The sequence below is a fragment of the Chryseobacterium gleum genome, assembly GCF_900636535.1.
Taxonomy (GTDB): Bacteria; Bacteroidota; Bacteroidia; order Flavobacteriales; family Weeksellaceae; genus Chryseobacterium; species Chryseobacterium gleum.
The window spans coordinates 4553832-4574326 of sequence record NZ_LR134289.1 but is presented as its reverse complement, the minus strand read 5'-3'; the positions used below and the strand labels follow the sequence as shown (position 1 = coordinate 4574326).

Annotated in this window: 31 protein-coding genes; 7 read left to right on the top strand and 24 right to left on the bottom strand. The window is 35.7% G+C overall.

Annotated elements, in window-relative coordinates; genetic code table 11:
• Positions 1 to 2 precede the first annotated feature (2 nt).
• The 13 genes from EL165_RS21035 to EL165_RS20975 form a co-directional block, all read right to left on the bottom strand.
• The gene (locus EL165_RS21035; protein ID WP_002984498.1) at positions 3 to 1019 is read right to left on the bottom strand and encodes a phage tail family protein; all 1017 of its coding nucleotides are present in this window, start codon (positions 1017 to 1019) and stop codon (positions 3 to 5) included.
• Complete coding sequence (locus EL165_RS21030; protein ID WP_002984500.1) at positions 1010 to 1483, bottom strand: hypothetical protein; 474 nt, start codon at positions 1481 to 1483, stop codon at positions 1010 to 1012. Before EL165_RS21030 ends, EL165_RS21035 begins: the two co-directional genes overlap by 10 nt.
• Positions 1483 to 5976: a tape measure protein gene (locus EL165_RS21025; RefSeq protein ID WP_002984502.1), complete on the bottom strand. Its 4494-nt coding sequence runs from the start codon at positions 5974 to 5976 to the stop codon at positions 1483 to 1485. The genes EL165_RS21030 and EL165_RS21025 overlap by 1 nt, the downstream gene beginning before the upstream one ends.
• Positions 5977 to 5982: 6 nt before the next feature.
• Positions 5983 to 6141, bottom strand: a complete 159-nt coding sequence (locus EL165_RS21020) for a hypothetical protein (RefSeq protein WP_228370588.1) — start codon at positions 6139 to 6141, stop codon at positions 5983 to 5985.
• A gap of 71 nt (positions 6142 to 6212) precedes the next feature.
• Positions 6213 to 6707, bottom strand: a complete 495-nt coding sequence (locus EL165_RS21015; RefSeq protein ID WP_002984506.1) for a hypothetical protein — start codon at positions 6705 to 6707, stop codon at positions 6213 to 6215.
• Positions 6708 to 6772: 65 nt separating this feature from the next.
• Positions 6773 to 7282, bottom strand: a complete 510-nt coding sequence (locus EL165_RS21010; RefSeq protein WP_002984508.1) for a hypothetical protein — start codon at positions 7280 to 7282, stop codon at positions 6773 to 6775.
• Positions 7283 to 7293: 11 nt separating this feature from the next.
• Positions 7294 to 7701, bottom strand: a complete 408-nt coding sequence (locus EL165_RS21005) for a hypothetical protein (RefSeq protein ID WP_002984510.1) — start codon at positions 7699 to 7701, stop codon at positions 7294 to 7296.
• Entirely contained in the window at positions 7698 to 8147 is a 450-nt protein-coding gene (locus EL165_RS21000; protein WP_002984512.1) for a hypothetical protein, read from the bottom strand. The genes EL165_RS21005 and EL165_RS21000 overlap by 4 nt, the downstream gene beginning before the upstream one ends.
• The gene (locus EL165_RS20995; protein ID WP_002984513.1) at positions 8138 to 8461 is read right to left on the bottom strand and encodes a hypothetical protein; all 324 of its coding nucleotides are present in this window, start codon (positions 8459 to 8461) and stop codon (positions 8138 to 8140) included. Before EL165_RS20995 ends, EL165_RS21000 begins: the two co-directional genes overlap by 10 nt.
• Positions 8462 to 8785, bottom strand: a complete 324-nt coding sequence (locus tag EL165_RS20990; protein ID WP_002984515.1) for a DUF6706 family protein — start codon at positions 8783 to 8785, stop codon at positions 8462 to 8464.
• 3 nt (positions 8786 to 8788) lie between these two features.
• Positions 8789 to 9877 carry a major capsid protein gene (locus tag EL165_RS20985; protein ID WP_002984517.1) on the bottom strand — a complete coding sequence of 363 codons (1089 nt, stop codon included), beginning with the start codon at positions 9875 to 9877 and terminating at the stop codon, positions 8789 to 8791.
• Positions 9878 to 9885: 8 nt separating this feature from the next.
• A complete protein-coding gene (locus tag EL165_RS20980; RefSeq protein ID WP_002984518.1) occupies positions 9886 to 10227 on the bottom strand; it encodes a hypothetical protein in 342 nt (113 codons plus the stop codon).
• Positions 10228 to 10241: 14 nt separating this feature from the next.
• A complete protein-coding gene (locus tag EL165_RS20975) occupies positions 10242 to 10835 on the bottom strand; it encodes a hypothetical protein (protein WP_041462131.1) in 594 nt (197 codons plus the stop codon).
• Between the two features lie 122 nt (positions 10836 to 10957).
• On the opposite strand from EL165_RS20975, the gene EL165_RS20970 reads away from it, so the two are divergent.
• From EL165_RS20970 to EL165_RS20945, 6 genes are all read left to right on the top strand, one after another.
• On the top strand, positions 10958 to 11227 hold the full coding sequence (locus tag EL165_RS20970) for a hypothetical protein (RefSeq protein ID WP_002984522.1): 270 nt from the start codon (positions 10958 to 10960) through the stop codon (positions 11225 to 11227).
• 34 nt (positions 11228 to 11261) lie between these two features.
• Positions 11262 to 11639: a ubiquitin family protein gene (locus EL165_RS20965; RefSeq protein ID WP_002984524.1), complete on the top strand. Its 378-nt coding sequence runs from the start codon at positions 11262 to 11264 to the stop codon at positions 11637 to 11639.
• Positions 11640 to 11758: 119 nt separating this feature from the next.
• Entirely contained in the window at positions 11759 to 12013 is a 255-nt protein-coding gene (locus tag EL165_RS20960) for a hypothetical protein (protein WP_041462132.1), read from the top strand.
• Between the two features lies 1 nt (position 12014).
• A complete protein-coding gene (locus EL165_RS20955; protein ID WP_126358688.1) occupies positions 12015 to 12308 on the top strand; it encodes a hypothetical protein in 294 nt (97 codons plus the stop codon).
• Between the two features lie 212 nt (positions 12309 to 12520).
• The gene (locus EL165_RS20950; protein ID WP_002984530.1) at positions 12521 to 12802 is read left to right on the top strand and encodes a hypothetical protein; all 282 of its coding nucleotides are present in this window, start codon (positions 12521 to 12523) and stop codon (positions 12800 to 12802) included.
• A gap of 76 nt (positions 12803 to 12878) precedes the next feature.
• A complete protein-coding gene (locus tag EL165_RS20945) occupies positions 12879 to 13142 on the top strand; it encodes a hypothetical protein (protein ID WP_002984533.1) in 264 nt (87 codons plus the stop codon).
• 13 nt (positions 13143 to 13155) lie between these two features.
• Here EL165_RS20945 and EL165_RS20940 read toward each other — a convergent pair whose 3' ends face one another.
• Both EL165_RS20940 and EL165_RS20935 read right to left on the bottom strand, forming a co-directional pair.
• Entirely contained in the window at positions 13156 to 13665 is a 510-nt protein-coding gene (locus EL165_RS20940) for a hypothetical protein (RefSeq protein WP_002984535.1), read from the bottom strand.
• A 72-nt stretch (positions 13666 to 13737) separates the two neighbouring features.
• Positions 13738 to 14019: a hypothetical protein gene (locus EL165_RS20935; protein WP_002984536.1), complete on the bottom strand. Its 282-nt coding sequence runs from the start codon at positions 14017 to 14019 to the stop codon at positions 13738 to 13740.
• 187 nt (positions 14020 to 14206) lie between these two features.
• Here EL165_RS20935 and EL165_RS20930 point away from each other — a divergent pair, with 187 nt between their 5' ends.
• Entirely contained in the window at positions 14207 to 14422 is a 216-nt protein-coding gene (locus EL165_RS20930; protein ID WP_041462133.1) for a hypothetical protein, read from the top strand.
• A gap of 1 nt (position 14423) precedes the next feature.
• Here EL165_RS20930 and EL165_RS20925 read toward each other — a convergent pair whose 3' ends face one another.
• The 9 genes from EL165_RS20925 to EL165_RS20885 form a co-directional block, all read right to left on the bottom strand.
• Positions 14424 to 14738 (bottom strand): hypothetical protein, encoded by a 315-nt coding sequence (locus tag EL165_RS20925; protein WP_126358687.1) that lies wholly within the window; start codon positions 14736 to 14738, stop codon positions 14424 to 14426.
• A gap of 298 nt (positions 14739 to 15036) precedes the next feature.
• Positions 15037 to 16074, bottom strand: a complete 1038-nt coding sequence (locus tag EL165_RS20920; protein ID WP_002984542.1) for a hypothetical protein — start codon at positions 16072 to 16074, stop codon at positions 15037 to 15039.
• The gene (locus tag EL165_RS20915; protein WP_002984546.1) at positions 16041 to 16298 is read right to left on the bottom strand and encodes a hypothetical protein; all 258 of its coding nucleotides are present in this window, start codon (positions 16296 to 16298) and stop codon (positions 16041 to 16043) included. Before EL165_RS20915 ends, EL165_RS20920 begins: the two co-directional genes overlap by 34 nt.
• Positions 16288 to 16656: a hypothetical protein gene (locus EL165_RS20910; RefSeq protein WP_002984548.1), complete on the bottom strand. Its 369-nt coding sequence runs from the start codon at positions 16654 to 16656 to the stop codon at positions 16288 to 16290. The genes EL165_RS20915 and EL165_RS20910 overlap by 11 nt, the downstream gene beginning before the upstream one ends.
• Positions 16653 to 17984, bottom strand: a complete 1332-nt coding sequence (locus tag EL165_RS20905) for a phage portal protein (RefSeq protein WP_002984550.1) — start codon at positions 17982 to 17984, stop codon at positions 16653 to 16655. Before EL165_RS20905 ends, EL165_RS20910 begins: the two co-directional genes overlap by 4 nt.
• Positions 17985 to 17999: 15 nt before the next feature.
• Positions 18000 to 19427 carry a terminase large subunit domain-containing protein gene (locus EL165_RS20900; RefSeq protein WP_002984552.1) on the bottom strand — a complete coding sequence of 476 codons (1428 nt, stop codon included), beginning with the start codon at positions 19425 to 19427 and terminating at the stop codon, positions 18000 to 18002.
• Positions 19417 to 19878 carry a hypothetical protein gene (locus EL165_RS20895; protein ID WP_002984554.1) on the bottom strand — a complete coding sequence of 154 codons (462 nt, stop codon included), beginning with the start codon at positions 19876 to 19878 and terminating at the stop codon, positions 19417 to 19419. Before EL165_RS20895 ends, EL165_RS20900 begins: the two co-directional genes overlap by 11 nt.
• A complete protein-coding gene (locus EL165_RS20890) occupies positions 19878 to 20150 on the bottom strand; it encodes a hypothetical protein (protein ID WP_002984556.1) in 273 nt (90 codons plus the stop codon). Before EL165_RS20890 ends, EL165_RS20895 begins: the two co-directional genes overlap by 1 nt.
• Positions 20151 to 20212: 62 nt before the next feature.
• Positions 20213 to 20479, bottom strand: a complete 267-nt coding sequence (locus EL165_RS20885) for a hypothetical protein (RefSeq protein ID WP_002984558.1) — start codon at positions 20477 to 20479, stop codon at positions 20213 to 20215.
• Positions 20480 to 20495: the final 16 nt, after the last annotated feature.

Here is a 20495-nt window from a genome sequence, read left to right as displayed (position 1 = left end):
TTTTATATTTTTTCCCAAATTGTTTCCGCCGGTGTTTGAAGGTTTTTCAAGTCTTCGATGTTTCCAGCGATCATTATTATTTTTTCTTTACCTAACATGTTTTGCCATTCTCCAACAACCTCAGCGGTTTCAATGCGTGGATTACTGTAAACTATTCCCGGAATCCCATTCCCTTCAGAATCCAAAACTTTATAAATGAATTTTCCGTAGTCCGACATGTTTACTTCTTGAATTACTGAAACGGTGTTTTTGCCCGTTAACCCTTCGAAAACAGAACTTACAGCAACTGCCTCATATATATTATTTAGCTTTCGCCCGATAACGTAAAGTTTTATATTTTTCGGAGTCTGTAGAGCTACTTCAACAGATAATTGATAGGCTGTTGATTTTTCCGGAACTGAATACACTTCAAAATATTGATCATTTACACCACTTGCACTTACAATTGACAACCCTGAATTCTCATAAGAAGGTGCTGAGTAGTCTTTTGTAAGGCTTACATTTCCCCGGCCGGTTTGCTTGGTTCCGTCACCAAAGAAAATCTCTGTTTCAGAATCTATTTCATACGAAAGTTTAAAAGTGTCCAGTTCAGTTTTAAGAACCTTTTTGATCGGATTTGGCTCAATTAATTTCAAAGTAAAGGAACCAAACATATGGCCGTCTCTAAACTCTTTTGTAAGGTCTGCCGATCCATTCAGCAATACTTCATATGCTAATTCCTTATTACCAAAAGGTTCTATTAAGAATCGTTTTGTTGATTTTGTGTCGAATAAACTTAAAAAGGAATTGAAATTTTCCGTCAGCCTATTAGAATCAGATGCTCTTAACCAGCATTGAAGTTCCATTTCTCGCGCTTCAAAATATGGTTTAGATAGATCTATTTGTTTTCCGTGATATTCAGCCCAAGTGTAAGAATTTCTATCTCGTGGCTTTAATTTATCAAGAACCCCCTTAGACTCTGAAACATTAATTCCAAACTCCGCAAAATCCCTTCCATTAATTGACCACTTTAATCCCATGTTTTTTGTTTTACCACACAATCTCCATTAACCACTCCTCCATATTGGTAAACAAATACCTCAGCATTTTCACTCCTTTCAAGATTCAATTCCGAATCGTCTAAAATCGTCACAAATATTTTAGAATATCCGGATGCTTTTATTGTAATTTTAGACTTTCCACGAATAAAAATCTCTGAAACATCAAATCCCGTGAATTCTATTTCACATTCACTATCAAAGATAGCCAAATTAACAGCCTTGTTTATAGTACTTTGCCTGTAGTAAACACCGTATTTTTCATAATAACCACGGTATTTTTCAAGTACTTCTTTTGACGGGAAATTTTGCCTCAAAGCCCAATCCGAATTGGCAAAAAACAGTTCGCAAAGGCTCTTTATTGAATTGTCTTTGTAAGCTTTTTCAAAGCCCTCTTTACAAGGGCTGAAAGCTTTGATTTCTTTTAAAATATATTCTGTATTCATTAGATTCCGGCTAAGCTGTTTTTAACTTTTGAATTAAGTTCCGATAGATCTTTTCTCATTTGGACAAGATTCCTTGTATTGCTTTCAATTTGAGTTAATTGCATTAACTGATTCTTAAATACATTCTGATTTTCTCGGTGTATCTTCAATGCTTCAGCAACATTTATTCGCATGGCATTAAACTGCCCTTCCAATGCTCCGGCCGTCTTCTCAGTAATTCCTTTAATGTCTCCTTTCAGACCTTGGGCATTTTCAGCGGACTGCCCGAAAAGATCCTGGTATTGTTTCAAGGCCTCCAAGTATTTTTTCATGGCCTCCTCGCCCATTGCTTTTATTTTATCTCTTTCCTCTTTTGTTAATCCATCGAAACTTCCACCCACATCTGATTGGGCTAGTCTTTCTTTTAATTCATTGACTTTTTGTTGTAATTGCATTAGATAACCCTTCGCTCCTTTAACTTCCTGGAAATTTCCTGAGGTATCTATAATTAACTGCGTATCTTCAATTTCTTTTTCAAGTTGCTTAATTTCATTCGTAATCTGAGATGTATCGCCATTCCCATATCCCATTGAAGCATAAAGTTTATCGACCATAGACTGAACAGCTGGCTCAAGAATTTTAATCCTAAGAGCATTCGATACTGCATTTCGCATTACATCATTAACTACATTGTCGAAAGATTTCGCAGCATCTTCTCCCTGAGAAAAGGCGTCAATAAGAGACTGAGCGAGTTGCTTTGAAAGGTCTTTGAATTCTACAGTTGTAACAGACTGTTTGAAATTTTCTACTAAGTCCTCTATCTTTCTATTTATATCGTCTATTTGCTGTGTAAAAGAAGCTATCTTGTCATCATCTCTACGTTTTTTATTAAACTCAGAATCTCTCATCTGGTTTAATGTCTGCTGCTGTTGTTTAAGATTAGCAATTAAAGCTCTTTGTTGTGTTATTGATGCTTCCCCTGCCGTCTTCTCGATTGTTCTTTGAAGGTCTTCATATGCATTTTTCAATCCATCGATTGCCCTTTGCCATTCTCGAATATTTTTTTCTCTTGCATTATCACCGCTGATCAAACTTGAAATAGACATGACCATTTGAACAATTCCGCCAGCCATCTGACCATAGTTGCCACTGAAATACCCCGCTACAGCATTACTAACTCCTTCTACCAACTTTTCAACATCCTTTAAAGCTTGTTGTGATTCTTCTGATAGCATGCCTAAAGCTGATCCAAGTCCTGAAGCAAATCCAGCTACTCCTGAAACTGCTGCAGAAGAAACTTCAAATATTTCCTTAAGCGCTCCATTTGTTTCGTCTAGTTTTTCATTGTATTTATCTCCAGTTTTTCCTGAGGTTTTCTCAATTTCATTTAGTTCTTTCTTTTTTTGTTTATATCTATCTATTGCAACTCCAATTGCTTGGAAAGGATTTCTAGATTTTACAGTTTCATCAAGTTTTGTATAGACATCCTGAACTGTTTTCAGATCATCAGGTCTTAATGCCTTAGCAGCATCTGAATCTAGATAATTTTTAAATTCATCACGCATCTTACGAAGTGTCCTTGGACCGACCCTTTCAAGATCGCCAAAAGCCTTTACCCATAAATCTGTTTTCTGGAAAAGCTCAACTGACATTGAAGAAATATCCTTAGCCTGCGCTTTATTAGCTTCATCAGTTTGTCTTGTCTTTTCTAAATCAGAAACATTTGCTTTCTGAATCTTAAGACGGATGTCATCGTACTTCTTCGTAATTTCTGCCTTGCGCTGTTCAAATGTTTGATGATCATTTATAAATTGAGCATACTGTTCTTTTTGAGATTGTACAGCATTTCTTCTGAGTTCTTCCAGGTATTTTTTTTGATCAAGGAATTGCTTACTATTCCCACCCTCTTTCTGGAATGCATCATCTATTGCTTTATCGATAGCATCGATCTGATCCACATACGATGGCATTAGCTTCAAAGTATTTTCGAACTCACGCTTAAACGCTTCAATCGGTTCTTCAAAACCGTTCAAAGAATCCATTTCCTTTCTGAGCATAACTAAATACTCCTGATCAGATTTGGAAAGTTTTTCACCGGCTTCGATTCGTTTTTCAATAGCATTAACTTCTCCCTCTACATATTGAAGATAATTTCTAGATTTACTAACTAAAGGAGCATATTGTTTATCAGCTATTTCTTTTCCGTAATAGGAAGCAATAGAATAATAGTTTTCAAACTGGGTTTTAGTTTCATCCAGTCTATCTTTGTTAGACTTATACCTTTTCGAATCTATTTCATCCTGTAATTGCTGTAGTCTTCTATAAGCTTCTTCAGTTGAAACAGTTTCGCCAGTTAAAAACGGATTTCCTTTTTTGTCTTTATCATGCCCGAATTTATCTAACTTTCGAAGTTTAACTATACCATTAACCGATGTATCAATTGCATCATTTAGCAACTGAGCTCTTCTTTCAAGTTCTTTTATAGAACCTTCGGGTAATATTTCTGCAAGTTGATTTTCCTGCTTATTTTTTTTTGGATTTAATAATTCATTTAACTTGTCTATTCTGTTCCGAATTGCTTGATATGCTGCTTGAGTAGGTGCTTTTTGCGCCTGTGCTTCCAATTCTTCAATCTGAGCTTTAATCCTTTCAGCCCATCCTTCAGACTTTTTAATTTCTTCAGGTGTTTGAATAATCTGAGGTTTAAATCCACTTAGCTCATATGTAAGTTTTTCAATTTGTTTCTTTTTAAGTTCTAATTGTTCACCACTAAGCTTCCCAAGCTTTACTTCTTGCTCTAACTGTCTTAGAACTTTTGTTTTTTGATTAATTTCCTGCTGGTTACTTCTGATGATTGTGTTAGAAATACCGGTTTTCTCATTAGCTACCTTTCTCTGCTTTTCAAGTTGTTCAAGAAGCTTATCCCTTCTCTTCTCAGCATCATAAGCATTTTTCATGTACTCGAGGCTCGCTTTTCCAGCCTTCCTTGCATCCTCATCCATTTTCTTCCACTTATCAGCTTCTTTCTGAGCAGCATCAGCCTGGACTTTTAATGCATCACGTTTAAATTGCTCCTCAAATGATTGTTCAAGTATTTTCCGTGAAGCTGCAGCCTTTGCCTGAGCCATTGCAAATGCATCAATCTTAGATGTAACAAATTCTAATGCTTGGCCAAGTCTGTTTGTTGCTTTATACTGACCATCTAGAACACCAATGAAAGTCTGATCAATTTTGATTAGCTTTTCATAAGCAGCTTTACGCATTTCAAGAGTAGAAGACTCATTATTTATAATGCTTATTAACTCGGAGATATTAGCTTTAGTTTCATTTACTCCTTTTGCAAAATTTCTGTGATACTCAGACATTACCTCTTCCTGAGCTTTTTGAGAATTTGTTTGCTCTTCTATTAGCCCTGTTAACTCTCCCAGTTCTTGGCGGTAATTATATGTAATAGCGATTAGTGCGCCTATAACAGTAATTATAAGCGTGTAAGGATTAGCTTTTGCGGTAAGATTAAATAATGCCTGCGCATCTGCAGCAGTTCTAATACTTCTAGCCAATGAAATCCATGTCTTAATTGCTTCCACGGCAATTGAAGCTTTCTGAATCGCTGTTGTTACCAATAAAGCAGTTCGGTAAATACCATATATTTCAATAAGCGTTAATAGAACTCTTCCAACCTCCTGATAGTTTTCAATTAAATGGGTGACTGCATCTATTCCACCTTTAAGGATGTTTTCGTTGTTAGTTCCTATTTCATTAAGCATCAATTCAAATTCGTGCTTAAGTCTATTTACAGAGCCGGTCAATGTTGTTGCTTGTTTAGCAATAAGGTTATTGAATTTACCCCCTTCAGATGTAAGCCTATTCATTGCTTTTTCAACTTCTGGGAATCCAACTTTTCCAGCCTCAATTAACCCTTTAAGCTCTGAAACATTTACATTCATCACTTTGGCTAATTCATCCATTAATGGAATACCACGCATTGTAAACTGAAGAATATCCCTTGTATATGCTCTTCCCTGTGTTTTTAAAGTACCATACACGTAAGCAATATCTCCAATTGGGGCAGATACCCCAGAAGCCACATTGGCAAGCATTTCAATATCATGGGTTACCTTATTTACATCTATACCATATGCAAGTAACTGCTTTCCTGCTTGTCCAATTTCAGATAAACGAAATGGAGATCTTAAAGTAAGTTCTTTCCATTCATCCATTAATTTATTCATCTGGGAAGTAGAACCGGTAATTGTCTCAATAGCGTTTTCCATCTGCTGGAATTCCCCGCGTACTGTAATTAGTTCGTTGATAAAATCACGTACAACATGCACCGAAAAGTAACTTGCAACACCAACAGAAAGATTCCGGAAAGCGGTGTCCATTTGCGAGGTCTGTTGCTGTGTTTGTTGATTTAACCCGAGAATATCCCTGCGGATCTGGGTAACATTCCTCCTCCATTCGTCTAAATTCAACGTTGCATTGAAATTTAAAGCTCCTCCTACATTATTCATTCTTCATTATTTATATTGCTCCAATTGTGATAAAAAACTTTCCTGAGATAATTCAGAGTAATTGAATGATTTCCCTTTTTTGGAGTCTTTTTTCACATCTTCATCTTTGTCGTAATCATATGAAGGCGCATCAATAAGCATTCTTTGTAAAAATGCGTAGTCCACCTCTTCAAGTAAATAATCGAGTGTCCATCCAAAGTGGTGGCAAAGCTGACCACATAGACCATAAATAGTTTTTAGGCCGTTTTCTCTACCTTCATCGGATTCGTCACTCTTACTGCGCTTAGTAATGTGGTAGAGATTGTAAAACACTGGTAATCGTTCATTGCAAGAACGTTCTGTGTAAATTCAAGTAGTTCTCTTGAATTGATATTGCTGAATATGTGCTCTGTTAATAGCTTTCGGAAAATCCAGTTATTCCATTTAGTTCCAAGAATTGTAATGGCAATTATTTCAGCACACAGTTTTGCATTGTCAGCAACCGAATTAAACTGAGAGTTTAATATTTCTTGGAAATCATCACTTTCCTGTTTCTCCTGGCTAATTTTAAGTTTAAAAAACCGGTAACTCTGAGCAAACATTACTTTCAATGGGATTTTATTCACCTTCCAAATCAGCTCTTTGCCCCAGAACTTAGTTTTAACAGTAAATCCAACGCTGTTTAAAACCTTTAGCTCCTTTTCTTCTGCAATTAATTTTTCCTCTTCACTTAATATTCTTTCTTCTTCCATAATTGTAAATTTTGTAGTTAAAAAAAAGCGCACCCACCTAAGCAAGTGCGCTGAAAAGAAAAATATTAAGGTGTTGGAATCGGATATTTCACCAATTCAAACGAAGGTGTATTTTCTTTGGTTGGTCTGAGTACCTTTGCATTTACAGACACTCCCAGTAAGTTGTCTTTACCCATATCAGAAGTGAATTTGTAAGTAATAAGAGTTCTTACTACATTGAACCCAAAACCGATTTCAGGTGTGATTTTTAAAGACCTTTCGATAGTAACATTTCCAATAGGTGGAATGTAATTTCCGTCGGCATCTTTTGTCCCGGCTCCAACCTCAACCAGAGTATCAGCGTCCGGATTGGCAACATCAAAGTCAAAAGACATTGCTCCTTTTGTTGTTCTGGTGAAAATTGGCTCATCATATTCTTCAACATTGAAATCAGTAGTCGTACCGTCTTCCATGTTGATTTTTAATGTTCCTAGCATGGTTTCCCCTAATTTTTTAAAGACGGTCCCCATTCCCCCGTCTGCAGCAACTGGTGCTAATTCAATTTTCGCTACACCATTGTTAATCTGTCCTGCCATTTTATTGAATTTTAATTATTATTAAATGCGTTTAATTTTAGTCTGAAGTTGATATAGCAATCGTTACCATCCATAATGGTTTGCTCAAACTCTATATCAACATTGTATTTGTTAGTGAATTTTCTTTCCAGAATTGGTTTTACTTTGTCGGAAACAGCTTTTAAACGAATTTCGTTTGGAACGTTTTGATCTATCGCGTTTATCTTTACTTTTAGGTAAGGCACATAGCAATTCACGTTAAATGCACCGGTCTGAAAGAAAGTACTGTTGAGAGTGATCGCATTTACGACAATATCCTCTTTTGTGCTTCCTGCAGGTCTAAAGTCTTTATATAAATCACCAGTGATAACAGAACTAACACCTCCATTTTTCAACTCATTATAAATCCACTGTTTGGCTTCTATTACTGAATTTCTCACCGTATGCTATTTAGAAATTGATTAAGTTTTAATTTGGCTTTGAGTTCTGCACTGGTTAGTACATTACGTCCTCTACTTTCAACAGTTGATGCGTAGTTCATACCAGCAACAATAACCAATGCTATTTCCGGAAGTGCCTTAGCAATATCAATTGCCAAGTCATAGCCTATTTTCTTACCGTCCTTCGTAGTTTGTTGAGGGCCCTGAATTTTTTCAAAGTCCTCTCCAACTATACTACCATTCAGAGTGATAACATATCCTATAGATGATCTAAGATTTCCGGTTACATCTTGCCAGTCATTCTGCTTAGCGTAAGACCTTGCCTCGTTCACAGCATCTTCGCCAACCACCCGCATAATTCGAATGATATTCTGAATCTTAGCATCCAAAACATCATTGATAAACTGGTTTAAGCCCGGCATGTTGAAGTTTGCTCTTACACCCATATTCTGCTGTGAAATTGATCGTATTTTACTCTCAAAACCTCTCCTGTAAGTCTTGTTTCTCCTTTTAATCCTATGACCCTTATACTCGAACCGACATCAATAGGTTTAAGCTTTTTAGGGCATTGAATAAGCCAGGTATATTCATACTTAATCTGATCATTAGAAATCGTCTTGGTACTTGAAAGACTGTCTTCATCACGACATTTACCGAAGTCCTGCCATTCTTCAGATCCGGGAATCCAGTTTCCGTTTTCATCTTTAACAGCATCTGTTTTCACAAATACTTCTAGTTTATATGGATATTTAATTGCCATTTACCAAAGATTTGAACGATCACGAATTTTGTTTCTTTCCAAATTGTTTGGAAGTCCTAACTGGTCAGCAATCATACTGTAGTAAGCAAGCATGGCATTTTTATCATATTCTATTGTAAACTGCCCTTCTGAAACTCTTTTCGGAGATAATAAAAGCTTAGGGATTAAATTGTAAAACAGCGTATTAGTTTTTACTTCTAATTCGGGTTCGTATTCAGAGTCGCCATTCAATCCTACATTAATCAATTCTGCATCAATAAGCGAATCGGATACTTCAACCGACCATAACTCAAGATTTGCTGACAAATAATCCCTAACTTTCATTTATTATGCTAGTTTTAGTTTTAAATGATAAACAGCATCGATCGCAGTTAATGCCGGAATAGCATGCAACTGTCCTCTTGTGAACTCATTCATTGGTTCAGTTTTAGACCACTTAGCGATCTTAACTTTGTCAACGTTTGCATAAGAATGTCCAGATACTTGCATTAAGTCTCCTTCAACCACAAGACCATTCTTTACAGTCCCTAACTGCCCTTGAGGAACAAATACTATCACATCATCAGCAAATGCTTTGAATGTGGTAATATTTCCGTCCTGCTCAAGTCCAAATAATGAATCTTGAAGTTCAATTGCCGGTAAACCATTGGAAGTAAAGAAATCATTTACTCTGGCAAGTGTTACCAGCGCATAATTATCTTTATTCGAATTTTTGAAAATTGCCTGGATCTCAGCAGAGTCTTTCAGTTTGTTGAAAGTTGGTCTGGTCATGAGAATTTTTGCAAAATCTCCATTGCCTTTTGCCTGTGCTGCAGCAATTACCTTTTCAAAATCATTTGTTGGCTTTGCCGTTGGATCAGTCCAGATTTTATCAGCCGTAAGGATATTGTCCGCAGGAAGCATCATGTCGATTGGACCATAAGCCACACCGTCAGGATTGCCTGCAACACTAAGATCAATTTTACCAGTTGATAGTGCCTGTAAAAACATAACGTCTACTCTGGCGGTACAACCGTCTGCAGCATTTTTTACATCATTGAAAATAAGATCAATGATTTGCTTTTTCTTTGTATCATCAGAAACGTTATTCTGATTTTGTAAAGTAATGTAGTTTCTGTAATCAGAAGCTTTCATCAGGTACTTATGAGAAATAGTAGGAATTTTACCCTCTAACTTCTCAAGTCCTTGTCTGCTTCTTACAGGAGATACGGCATCTTCACCAATTACTGATGCGATAGCTTCAATTCTGCTTCTACCAATGACATCTGCAAATGAAAGATCAACCTGAGGGGTGTCCCAAGAAAGATATTTGGTAAATTCTCTGGTTTTGAATCTATCCATCCTTTTGTCGATAATCGCTTGAAGAGCGCCACTTGTTCCGTATTGTCCGAATATTGATGTTACAATTTCACTCATAGTTTTAATTATTTAGAAAGTGAGAAAATGATTTGTGGCATCTTAGCTTTTAAAGCATCGGTCAACGCTGGAATTCTGTTTGCGTAAACAGTTCCTCTAAGAACAATATCAACAGAAGTTGCAGAGTCAATAACTACATCTTCATACAGTAATCCCTTTGGATTAGTTTGATCAGGCTTTGCCATTCTCGTTGCTTCATCATACGAAAATGCAGTACCTGCAAGTAACTTATCTCCAACAGTAAGCCCTGTTGTATCTAATACGAAACCGCCTAAAGCAGTTTCAAGAACGTGAGCGAAAATTATCTTATCTCCCGCAACTACCGTCTTCTTTAATCCTAATTTGCTCATTTTTGTTTTCGATTTTATCCTAACCTTTCAATGTCTTTCAATACTTGGTTGTTTTGGTCGGTTCCTCCGGTTCCAATAGGCGGTTTTCCACCCTGCGCCCCTTCAGTTGCAAAAGCCTGTTTGAAATCTTCAAATTCAGCCTCCATGGACTTTACTATGTCTTCTTCAGAATATCCTTCTCCATAATCCACAGTCGAAAGAAACTTGTTGTAGTACTTTTCCGGAATGTTTTTCGCAGCAAGTGCTTTTACAAGATTTCCTTTTTTATCGTCCGTAGCTGTTTTGGTTACTAGTGCCTGAACTGATTGCGTAAGCGCTTTAACCTGTTCTGCCAATGTTTGATCCTGAGTGCCTGGTTTAGGTTCCGGATTCGGATTTGGCTGTGTAGTTGGCTTTGGCTTTTCGGGATCCGGCTTTTGTCTTGCCTTATCCAAGCTTGATTGAATAGATTTTAATAATCCCCCTACACCTTCGACTACTCCATCAATAGTTTCATCTGTTGGGCTTCCGGTTAAAATTAAATCTGCTTGCGACCCTAAAATTTCGTCACCAAGACCCAAGTTTGCATACTTGTTTCTCAGCTTTTCAATTATAGTTTCTCTTGTCATATTAAAAGGTTTATTATTAATTACCGTAAATTTCGCCCGTAAAACGTTTATTTTCAATAGCATTTGTTGGTTTTACACTTTCATTTTCGTAATTTTACTATTATAACCACGGTATTATTTTTATGAGGGGAGATTTAGGAAGTATGAGAACGTCGGATATGACACTTAACGAACTTTTGGTAGCATTTAACAGACTGTCAATGGTTCAAAAAATCACAATGGATTTATCGGAGTTTTGCGAAGTAACAGGAAAAGGACAGAAAGAAGTATATGCGCTTCTACGCTGTCAGTATTATCCTGACGAGCTGATCATAGGAGGCTATGAAGGAAGGAGAAGAAAAAAGAAACTATTGTTTGATACTCAAAAGGTTTTGGAATGGATGAGAAGGTGAATAGAGCTATTTTAACAACTTAAAGAATTAACTTATGGATAAAAAAGAACTTAGAATTGGAAACCTCATCAAGTACAATGGATATGAATACACTGTCAAAACGATTGAGGATGATTTAATAACTGTTGAAGAGCTTGAAGAGGCTATTGAGTATTATAAGCCTGTAGAATTAACAAGTGTTTGGTTAGATAAATTTGGGTTTGAAAAATGCTCAAATAGTTGGTACAAATCTCTTAGGCTTACAGACTCGCTGTACATAATGATTGATCGAGAAAACCATACTTGGATAACACAATACGAGGCTATTGACCATTATGCTATTCAAATTGAATCACTGAAATACGTGCATCAATTACAAAATCTTTATTTCTTTATGTCGTTTGGAAACAATGAACTCGAATACTCCAAATAAGTAAAAGCGACAATAAAAGACATGCAGCCGATTAAATGTGGAAACTATTTTATAGTCCAGAATACAAAACTCCTGGACAAATTAACTATCCAGTATTATGTTATAAATTTGAATTGATTATGAGTCAACAAACTAAAGAAGAACATAGCAAATTATTTATTGTAAAATCATATAATTTGCCATTTGAAAGAGAATATACTATCTATAACAATTGGGTATCATCTGATAAATCAGCCTTGATTGAAAAAATAAGAATTGATTTAGAGGAAGAAGTTTTGCTTGATCCCGTTCAGCTTAAATTAAAAAATGACTGGTTATTAGTGAATGATTCTCCTCAAAAATGGCTTAAAATTGTTGAACTTGATGTTATTTAAAATGAATGAATACGAACTTAACGGAAGGCTTATGGAAATTTCACTTGCTTTGGGCTGTGAATTCCTTGAGCTGGTTCAAGTTAAAGAGCAGATTAAGAAAAACGGACTCGGGCCTGATGACGTAATGCGTTTAAAACAATTAGGTTTTCCGGGAAAAATTGAAAACTTCGAAAAGGCAGTATTTGATTTTAGCGAAAAAATTGGGTTTATGTCTTCGCACGAAATAAACACTCTTGATTACAAAACCAAATACCTTTCAAATAGAATAGCATTGAAACGAGTGCAAAGAAATTAAGATGGAAACATACATTAGCAACAAAACTACAGCAGAAATAAAAAAAGAAATTGAGGACTTGAAAACAGCTCTCAAAAGAAACATCGACGAATTTCTAAAATCCGGGGTTAGATCTGAATATTGAACTTGAGAAAGAAACGTTCGGATTTAGAGATGGTAATGCCGTATCAGCTTATAATCCAAAAATTGAAGTAATTTTGAAATAAAACAGCATGATGATACATAGATCAAAGAAATTAAGAATACGCTCTATTAGCCTTAGTCCATTAGAGACTGAAATGAGAGCAAAAGAAATGGAAATTTACAAAAAGAGGTTGGTAAAGGAAATTATAGACGAAATTCCCATTGAATTCCTCGACAAAATGTTTTCGATTACGATAGATGAGGACGATCATGTTACAGAAATAAAGAGCGAGATATTTTTAGATGATTTTATAGATCATCATCTACCTAAAATCGTTGTTGGAAAAAACATATATCCAGCAAAAAAATAGAGTACGCCCTCCAACTCCAAAACCTTTTCTTCGCACTTAAAGGAAAAGAGTTAACTTTGAAATAAAATTTTAATAAATGAGAACAGAAATCCAAACTTATCACAGAATCGAAGAAGATTTGAAACTAGACTATCCAGATCTAACTGATTATGAAAGGCTTTCCATAGCGGTTCAAATACAAAGGAATCAACTTATAGAGAACGGTCTAAATGTTTCAACAGATGATTCTAAACCGTCGGCTTTAGAAGCAATTGCAATTGCGCTTGGTTATACCTCTCCTTCAAGCATCTCGATAAATGATAATTTAGCAGACTTGGTTAAGAATACAGAATCAAAATAAAAATAAAGCCCCATTAAGGGGCTGTTTTATTATCTATCTCTATGATTCTGTTAATGTACTCTTTTGTTGATAAACGGTTTATTATAACTCTGCCATAATCGTCAATAAGAAGAACGGGCATACTAAGATGCGACACATCAATTATTTTACAACTTGCAGGAATTAAAAATTCAGTATTTAAATTTTTATCATAATTTTTGTAAATTTCATTTATAGCAAGCAACTCTTCGCGTTCATTTTCAGTAATTAAGCTACTTGTTATGTATTCCCAACCCTCCATTTCTGTGCAATGATTGAAAGATCCATCTTCGTTCATTTGCAATACTTGAATACCTCCGTTAGCATGTAGAGGCCCTAAAACTAATCCACCATCATTCGCATCCATGATCATATTATTAGCTTTCATCGTTATTATGTCATTTAGTGAGAAATTGTATCCATAGCCTCCATGTTTAGGACTATATAAAACTTTTCCCAGATTAAAAGTCTCACAAAGCTCAATAAATTTTTCGTATCCATCCATAAGTACTTGTTTTCCGTAAATATAACAAAAAGCCCTCTCAAAAAGAAGGCTTTTAAGATTACTAATGATTCATTAATCCCAATCGATCTTTAAGGTATACACCTTAGGCGGTACTTCAAAATGCCATTCAGGAAAATCCCATTTTTTTTCTTGATAAGGCGTTAGTTTAGCCCATGATGGGTCAATGCCCGTTACCGCCGTAATTGTAAACTTATCCTTAATTTCCGCAATCGGCATATCCAAATTTTTTAAGCTACTGCTTAATTCCTCCCCGATCTTACTCATTTCGATTCCTGTACTGAGTAACTTTTCAAAATCCACACCTAAGGTGGCCGTTTCGAATTCCAACTTCATATTTTAATATTTTTAAAATCTGGCAAAAATACCATTATCTCTAATATAATGAATTCGTTTGGCTTATGGAAATTTTTACTAAAAAATATGTTAGAAAAAAGTGGAAAAATGTTAGAAAATAAAGTATCCTCATAAACACCACAATAGGATGTCTGTAATTTTGAATAAATATTTAAATTTTATCAAAATGAAAAAGCAGATCAAAACCAATTTAGATCAGTTTATTAAGCAAAACAATCTAACAAAGAAATCAAATCGAGTAATTAATCCAGAAAGCTTATTGAAGAAAATTCAAATGGCAAATAAGTTTACTATTAACAACATTAACGCTGGTAGAATAACTAAAAAAGAGATTGAAGACTTAGATAAGGCTTACAAAGACATTATGAACAATTATTTGTAAGTCAAACCAAGTACTTTCTAAACTCACTCCTGAATCTTATTTCGGGAGTGTTTTCCACGATCTCCTTCCAGTACGCAATGTTTTTAGCTTCGTATTCCGGCTGTCCTGAATGTGCTAAAGGCTCTCTAAGAACAATAAGTGTGTTCGCTACGTTATCCGATAGCATCTTATGCTGCTGAACTTTATCCAATAATTTCACATGGAACTCACAAAGACTCTCGTATTGTCGTTTCGTGTACGAATACGAATGAAAATGATAGCAGATAAACGGGAATTCCGGGTGAATTTCTCCGGTAAGGTTGCAGTTTTCAACCATTAGTAAAAGCTTGTCCGGAAGGGGCATAAAATTGCATCCTTCCGTTAATTCATCATATAGTTTTTGTTCTTGGCACGAGATCATCCAGTAAAGGTACGTAAATCAATTAAAAAAAAGTGATCACAACTTAATGCAATCACTTAATTCATTTTTTACTGAAGTGAGCAGGACTTAAACCTGCACGCCCTCCACAAGGCTTATTTCAAATGTTATTTATACTCAATTTAGTGGCATCCTATTTAATGAATTTTTAGCGTCTACCAATGCCCGCCCTCACTTCAATACAAATTTAAGAATTCTATTTGATATAACCTTTATTATCCATCATAAAAGACGGTTGAGTTTTCCAACCTTCCATTTTTGCCTTGTTTTCGTCCATATATGTTTTAAACTGTTCTGGAACATCAGAAATATAATTCTCAGATCTTTCCGGCGGTAAATTAAGCCCTTTGTTTATTTCATCAATGATTTCCTTGTCTGTTTTGCGGACTGTAAAGCGTTGACACATGCATCCGATATGCCAGCCTCTCCAAATAAAGTTTTTAGGGTAAAGACCCCTTAAATCATCGCAAATATCAACAATCTTATGACGGTTACTCAGTTCAATTCTATAGCCAACAATGTCATTGTTCTGCATGATGCGAAGCTGGTCCGATTCCCGGTAAGCCAAATTGTTTTCCTCTTTGGTCAAACGCACAGCATTAGCCATACTGCTACGATACACACCTTGTCCCGGTTTATAGGCTTTAGCATTCTTACTCAAAGTCAAATTTCCGTGTTTATCTCGTACTCTTCTGTATAGCCTGTCCGGTTCTCGCAGATACTTTTTAATTTCCCTGGCTAACTGCTGAGCGCTTTTACCTTCAGACAATCCTAAATCAAGCGCAAATTCTAATTCTTTCTTCGTATTCTGAGTAATTGACCATACACGGTCTGAAATAGTAAATTTGCCTGTTTTTCGTTCTTGAAACGCTTTTAAAGCTTCAGCATTACGAGGCATAGGCGCTTCTTTGAGTTTATTTAGTATGTCAGCCGGAATTTTCCCGGAAATACTATTCAGCGTCGCTAGTTTTAAAGCATCATTCTTCAAATCTCCAACATTCCATGAGTAAGCCGTAGAAACCGTTATCAATTCTCGTAAATCCGAGTTGAATTGATTGAAAACATTTTCGATATACTTGGTAATCTTTGGATATTTCCGGAACTGGAAAAGCCCCTCCTTTAAAGTTGCTGGAAGGGATGAAAAAACAATACTTTCAACTAGATCGTTGAAAAGCTTTTCAACTCGTCTTAAGTACTGCTCTACTCTTTTTCTATGTTGCCTGTCGAAGTCCATTCGTATTGCTTGTTACGTCCTATAGTAATTGTTTTACCGCACATTGTTTTAATGTAAATATTTTCATCTGGTTCAGCCTTACAATGCTCATTATGTTCTTCAAATAGTTCTACTGGAACTTCTGAGTATTGATTTAATAGATCAATAATTACGGACCTTAAGTCTTTTTTCCTGCGAGCAATCCAAACGTTTTTCGATTCAATACCTGATTTATTATTTTCCATTTTCAATATTGTTAAAGAATTTTTCTATTTGATCAAAAAACCACCCTGTCATGTAAGCCTGAGCCTCGTCGTTTTCTATATCTAACTTTTGACCACGGTCTTTGAATAGCTTGTTTACAAGATGAACGCATTCATGAGTAATTACACTGTTTTTAGGCCGGTCTTTAAAGCACACCACGTATTTTGAATATCCATTCTGACAATCATCAAAAACAAACGCATCATCTCTTTCGTCGGCCGGTCTATCCCATTGTAAACGATGCTGATAAATGCCGTTTACGTTCTTCCATTCTTCCGGATCTAAAATGATAATGAAATCTCCAAAATAGATAGGTATTTTAACTACTTTCTTTTTCATAATCCAAACGTTTTAGCATTCTCTGTTTCCGCCGAATATTCGTTTTCATCTCTAATCCTTTGCATTTCTTCCACCGGATCATCAATGCCAAGATTCCTCATAGCAGTTTCCACAGACATTATAGCTTGACCCCCAGTTGCATCCATCAAATAACTTATCTTTTCCTTCATATCGTTGATCATGTACGGATTGTAAACAATATCAACTTCGAGTTCTTCTAGCTTTTTAGCGTCTTTGGTGCTGAGTACATTAGCCAGGAATGCCTTGATGATATTGATACGCCTTGTCAAGTAATCATCCCATATTTCACGCTTCATTTCAACTTTCAAATGAATATCCATGAAGTAATACTGTGCAGCAACTCCTGAGATAGCACCCATTGATTTAAGTTTTTCAAATGAAATATCTGGGGTCTGGGTGAGTTTGTATACAAATTCTTTGAGATTATCAAATTCCAATTTTTGAGATTCTGTATTATTATCCCATGTAAGATAGTCTAACTCCGAATCTTTTTCCATTTGGAAAATAGCCCCTTTCTGACCCTTTCTAGCAAAACCAGTTAACTCACCTTTTGCCTTAACTTTTGGATCTGCATGATAGTCATTAGTTTCAGCATGTCCAGAAGCTAACTCTTCCATTCTTTCAATTAAAACCTGCACAATATCCCATTCAGTTTTCTTTTGTGAACCATATACAACAGGAATTTTGCCGATCAAATTACGCTCTCTACCTTCCTCAATCCATTGTGATTCCTTCTTAAGAACGATCTTTTCTTCAGCCGTGTATATCTCACGATATTCAACTTCTTTATCACTATCGTCCTTTAAAATAATTTCACGAACAAAGGCAGTCATATCTCCATTCTCAAAAACAGGGTAGAAAACGTCACCTTCTGTTGGTCGCAATAATTTAACGCGCAATCTATCAGCTTCGGGCGTCAAATACCAAACCTCTGCTACTTTTGTGGTTCCGTAAACTTCCCTTGCTGCATCACGCGTTAAAGAAATGATCTTATTTTGTTTTAAAACATCCTGAACCAATGAGAAACTGTCATTAGTCGGAATGTATGTAACAGGTTTTCCAAAACCAAACGCCACAATTTTATCAACTATTAACTGTTGAAACGCAAAACCAATTCTATTAATAGGCTGTGATGCAGTCCCCTCTTCAGTTTCAACAAGTTTATCCGGGTATTTCGTTTTATTGGTGAAAATCTCGTGGGTTTCCACATTGTACTGCAGAACAGCTTTCGATAAATAGTCTGTGTTCGGTCTTAATTTATCCAGCTTCTTTACTATTTCCTCTGCATCTAATCCTTTTAAATCCATATATAGTAATTTTTATTATCCTAACATTCTGCCTAAAGTTTTAAGGTCTACACGATCAGGGTTTTTAAAGTCAAAATAACACCTCATCAGTATCATATCTCTATAATCTGGAGACCTGCCAATATTTTGTTTTATCTGTGTTTTATCCACTAAAGTAACAATATCAACATCAGGAATTCTTTCTATAGTGTCTAATTCTTCTTTTATATATTCCTTTTGCTTTTCTGATATATCAGCAGAAATATTCATCTTATTTTGATTAATTATTTTTTCAGCCAAATAAACCAATAACTGCGTCTGCATGTTTTTATATTTGGGTGCGTTTTTACTTTGTCCAGTATTTTCCTCAAATGGTTTTGCGTTATTTACAAAACCAATTATGTCAAGATTATCAACTACGCCCCCTCCAACACCATCGGCGTCAGCGATACAATTATGCTTCGGAATTTTATGTTTAATCCGCATTGCTTGAATGCAAGCTTGTATCTCTGTTGTTTTACTGATTTCAAATTCATGAACTTCAATTAAATCCCAGTCCTCCCAAACACCAACCGTAGCCAAATCGGAACCGAAACGAGCAACATCGGCAGTTATATATTTCCGTCCTTTTTTTTCAATATGATCATTTTTCCATAGATCTAGTATTCGATCATAGATTGTAAGTTTATAAGGATTGTCGTCGTACTCCCAATTACCCTTTAATAATCTTTCCCTCTTTGCTTTATCTGTGGTGCTTTCTAGCTGTTCAATATAATCGGTAGTAATAAAAGGGTTTTCCTGAACAAATGCCTGAATAAATTTTTGCTTTAATTTTAATAAACCTTCCTTCATTGGCTTATAAAAATACGAGTACATCCAATTCTTCTTTGGATTACATGTAACAAAAATCTTTGGCTTTAAACCATACTCTTCATTCATATGTCGCCCTATCCTAGTTTTAAGCGTATCATATGCTCCGAAATTAATTTCTCCGCCTTCTTCTATCCAGCCTCCCGTATATTCCAGAGAGCCATAACGCTCATAAAGCTGATCAGATGGCAAGTAGCGTAAATCTAATAGATCTATCCGGCTGCCGTTTGTAAATTGGATATAATGATCCTGCCCATTGTACTTAAAAATATTCTTGGGAATTTTATATGCTTTTGCAACTTTAAAAAATGTTATCAATGTTGATTCTCGTAACCTCTTCAATGATTCCCTGCCAATAAACCATTTTGTATCTGGATAAGCTAAAGCCGAAAGCATGAGCCAAGCAGCGCCCGTCCAAGATTTTGCACCTCCCGCTGCGCCACCATACAAAAATTCTGTGGTAATATCATCTGTCAAAATACGCAATGCCTCATCCTGCTTTTCGTGCCTTTTACCTTCACGAACAGTTATAAAGTCAAAAATCCTTCGCTTGAAGGACTCTACTAAAGCACCAAGTACATCATCATTCTGCATTTAATCCCGCTTGTATAAATTCTTGCAAAGCTTCATCAGATATTTTACTATAGTCGATTTTATTTTTCTGCTCAACCTCCAATTCTTGTTTGTCTCTCCATTTAGCAGGCTGGCGATTCTTAAGCCAGAAAATTGCGCTTGTAGGATCTGGAGGATAAACCTTTCTCACAGGCACTCTCTCAATATCGCCTTCAATAACTTTAATTTCTTCGGAGTCATGCTCGAATCCTAAAGCCCTTTGATAAAGCCGATCGGCAACATTTGCGTCAGCAATTTGTTTTCCTTTTTTTATGGACTCCAAAAATTCCGGATATTCTATTTTCCAATTGTTGATAGTTGCCTCACAAACATTAAAGAATTCAGCAATTTCTTTATCAATGGCGCCAAGCAGACAAAGCTTGTAAACCTGCTCATTGAATACTTCATCATATTTTGTTGGTGCTCCTGCCATTACTTCATTTTTAAGTTTTGTTTTCTATCTTCATTTAGAGACTTGAGGAAATTAATAATCTCATTTAAACATTTAGAATCGAATATTGTATTTGGGTTAGGCTGGAAAGTGTAAGTTCTCCATTGCGGATAAAATATAATATTTCCCAAATTAAAACCACCATTCAAAGACTCAACCATAAAGCGTTTTGTCTTGCCCTCAAATGGCATCTCGTGGAATTTCACATACTCCGGCTTTCTTCCTTCATTCTCTTCACTCTTCTTCTTTGCCATTTCTTTTCATTTATTCATTCACCGCACTCCCTGTCACTCCCTCTGCCATAGAAATTATTACTTTAAATTTTGCTTAGCTGTTCTTCAAGATTTTTTAACTCGTTGTTGTACTCTTGGATAAGATCTTTTAAGAACTTTCTGGAAAACTCTTTTGATGGATAATGATCTCCGTATTCGCTTCTATCATTTACTTCAACCTTTAATCTTAATCTCTTAGTAGATCCTTCGTCAATCTTATCGAATGCTTCAGTTAAATCTTTGATTTGTATTTCCAACCCATGCATTCTATCATAAATATCTTTACCTTTTAAATATTGATACTTTGTCATAGAAAATTAGTTTATA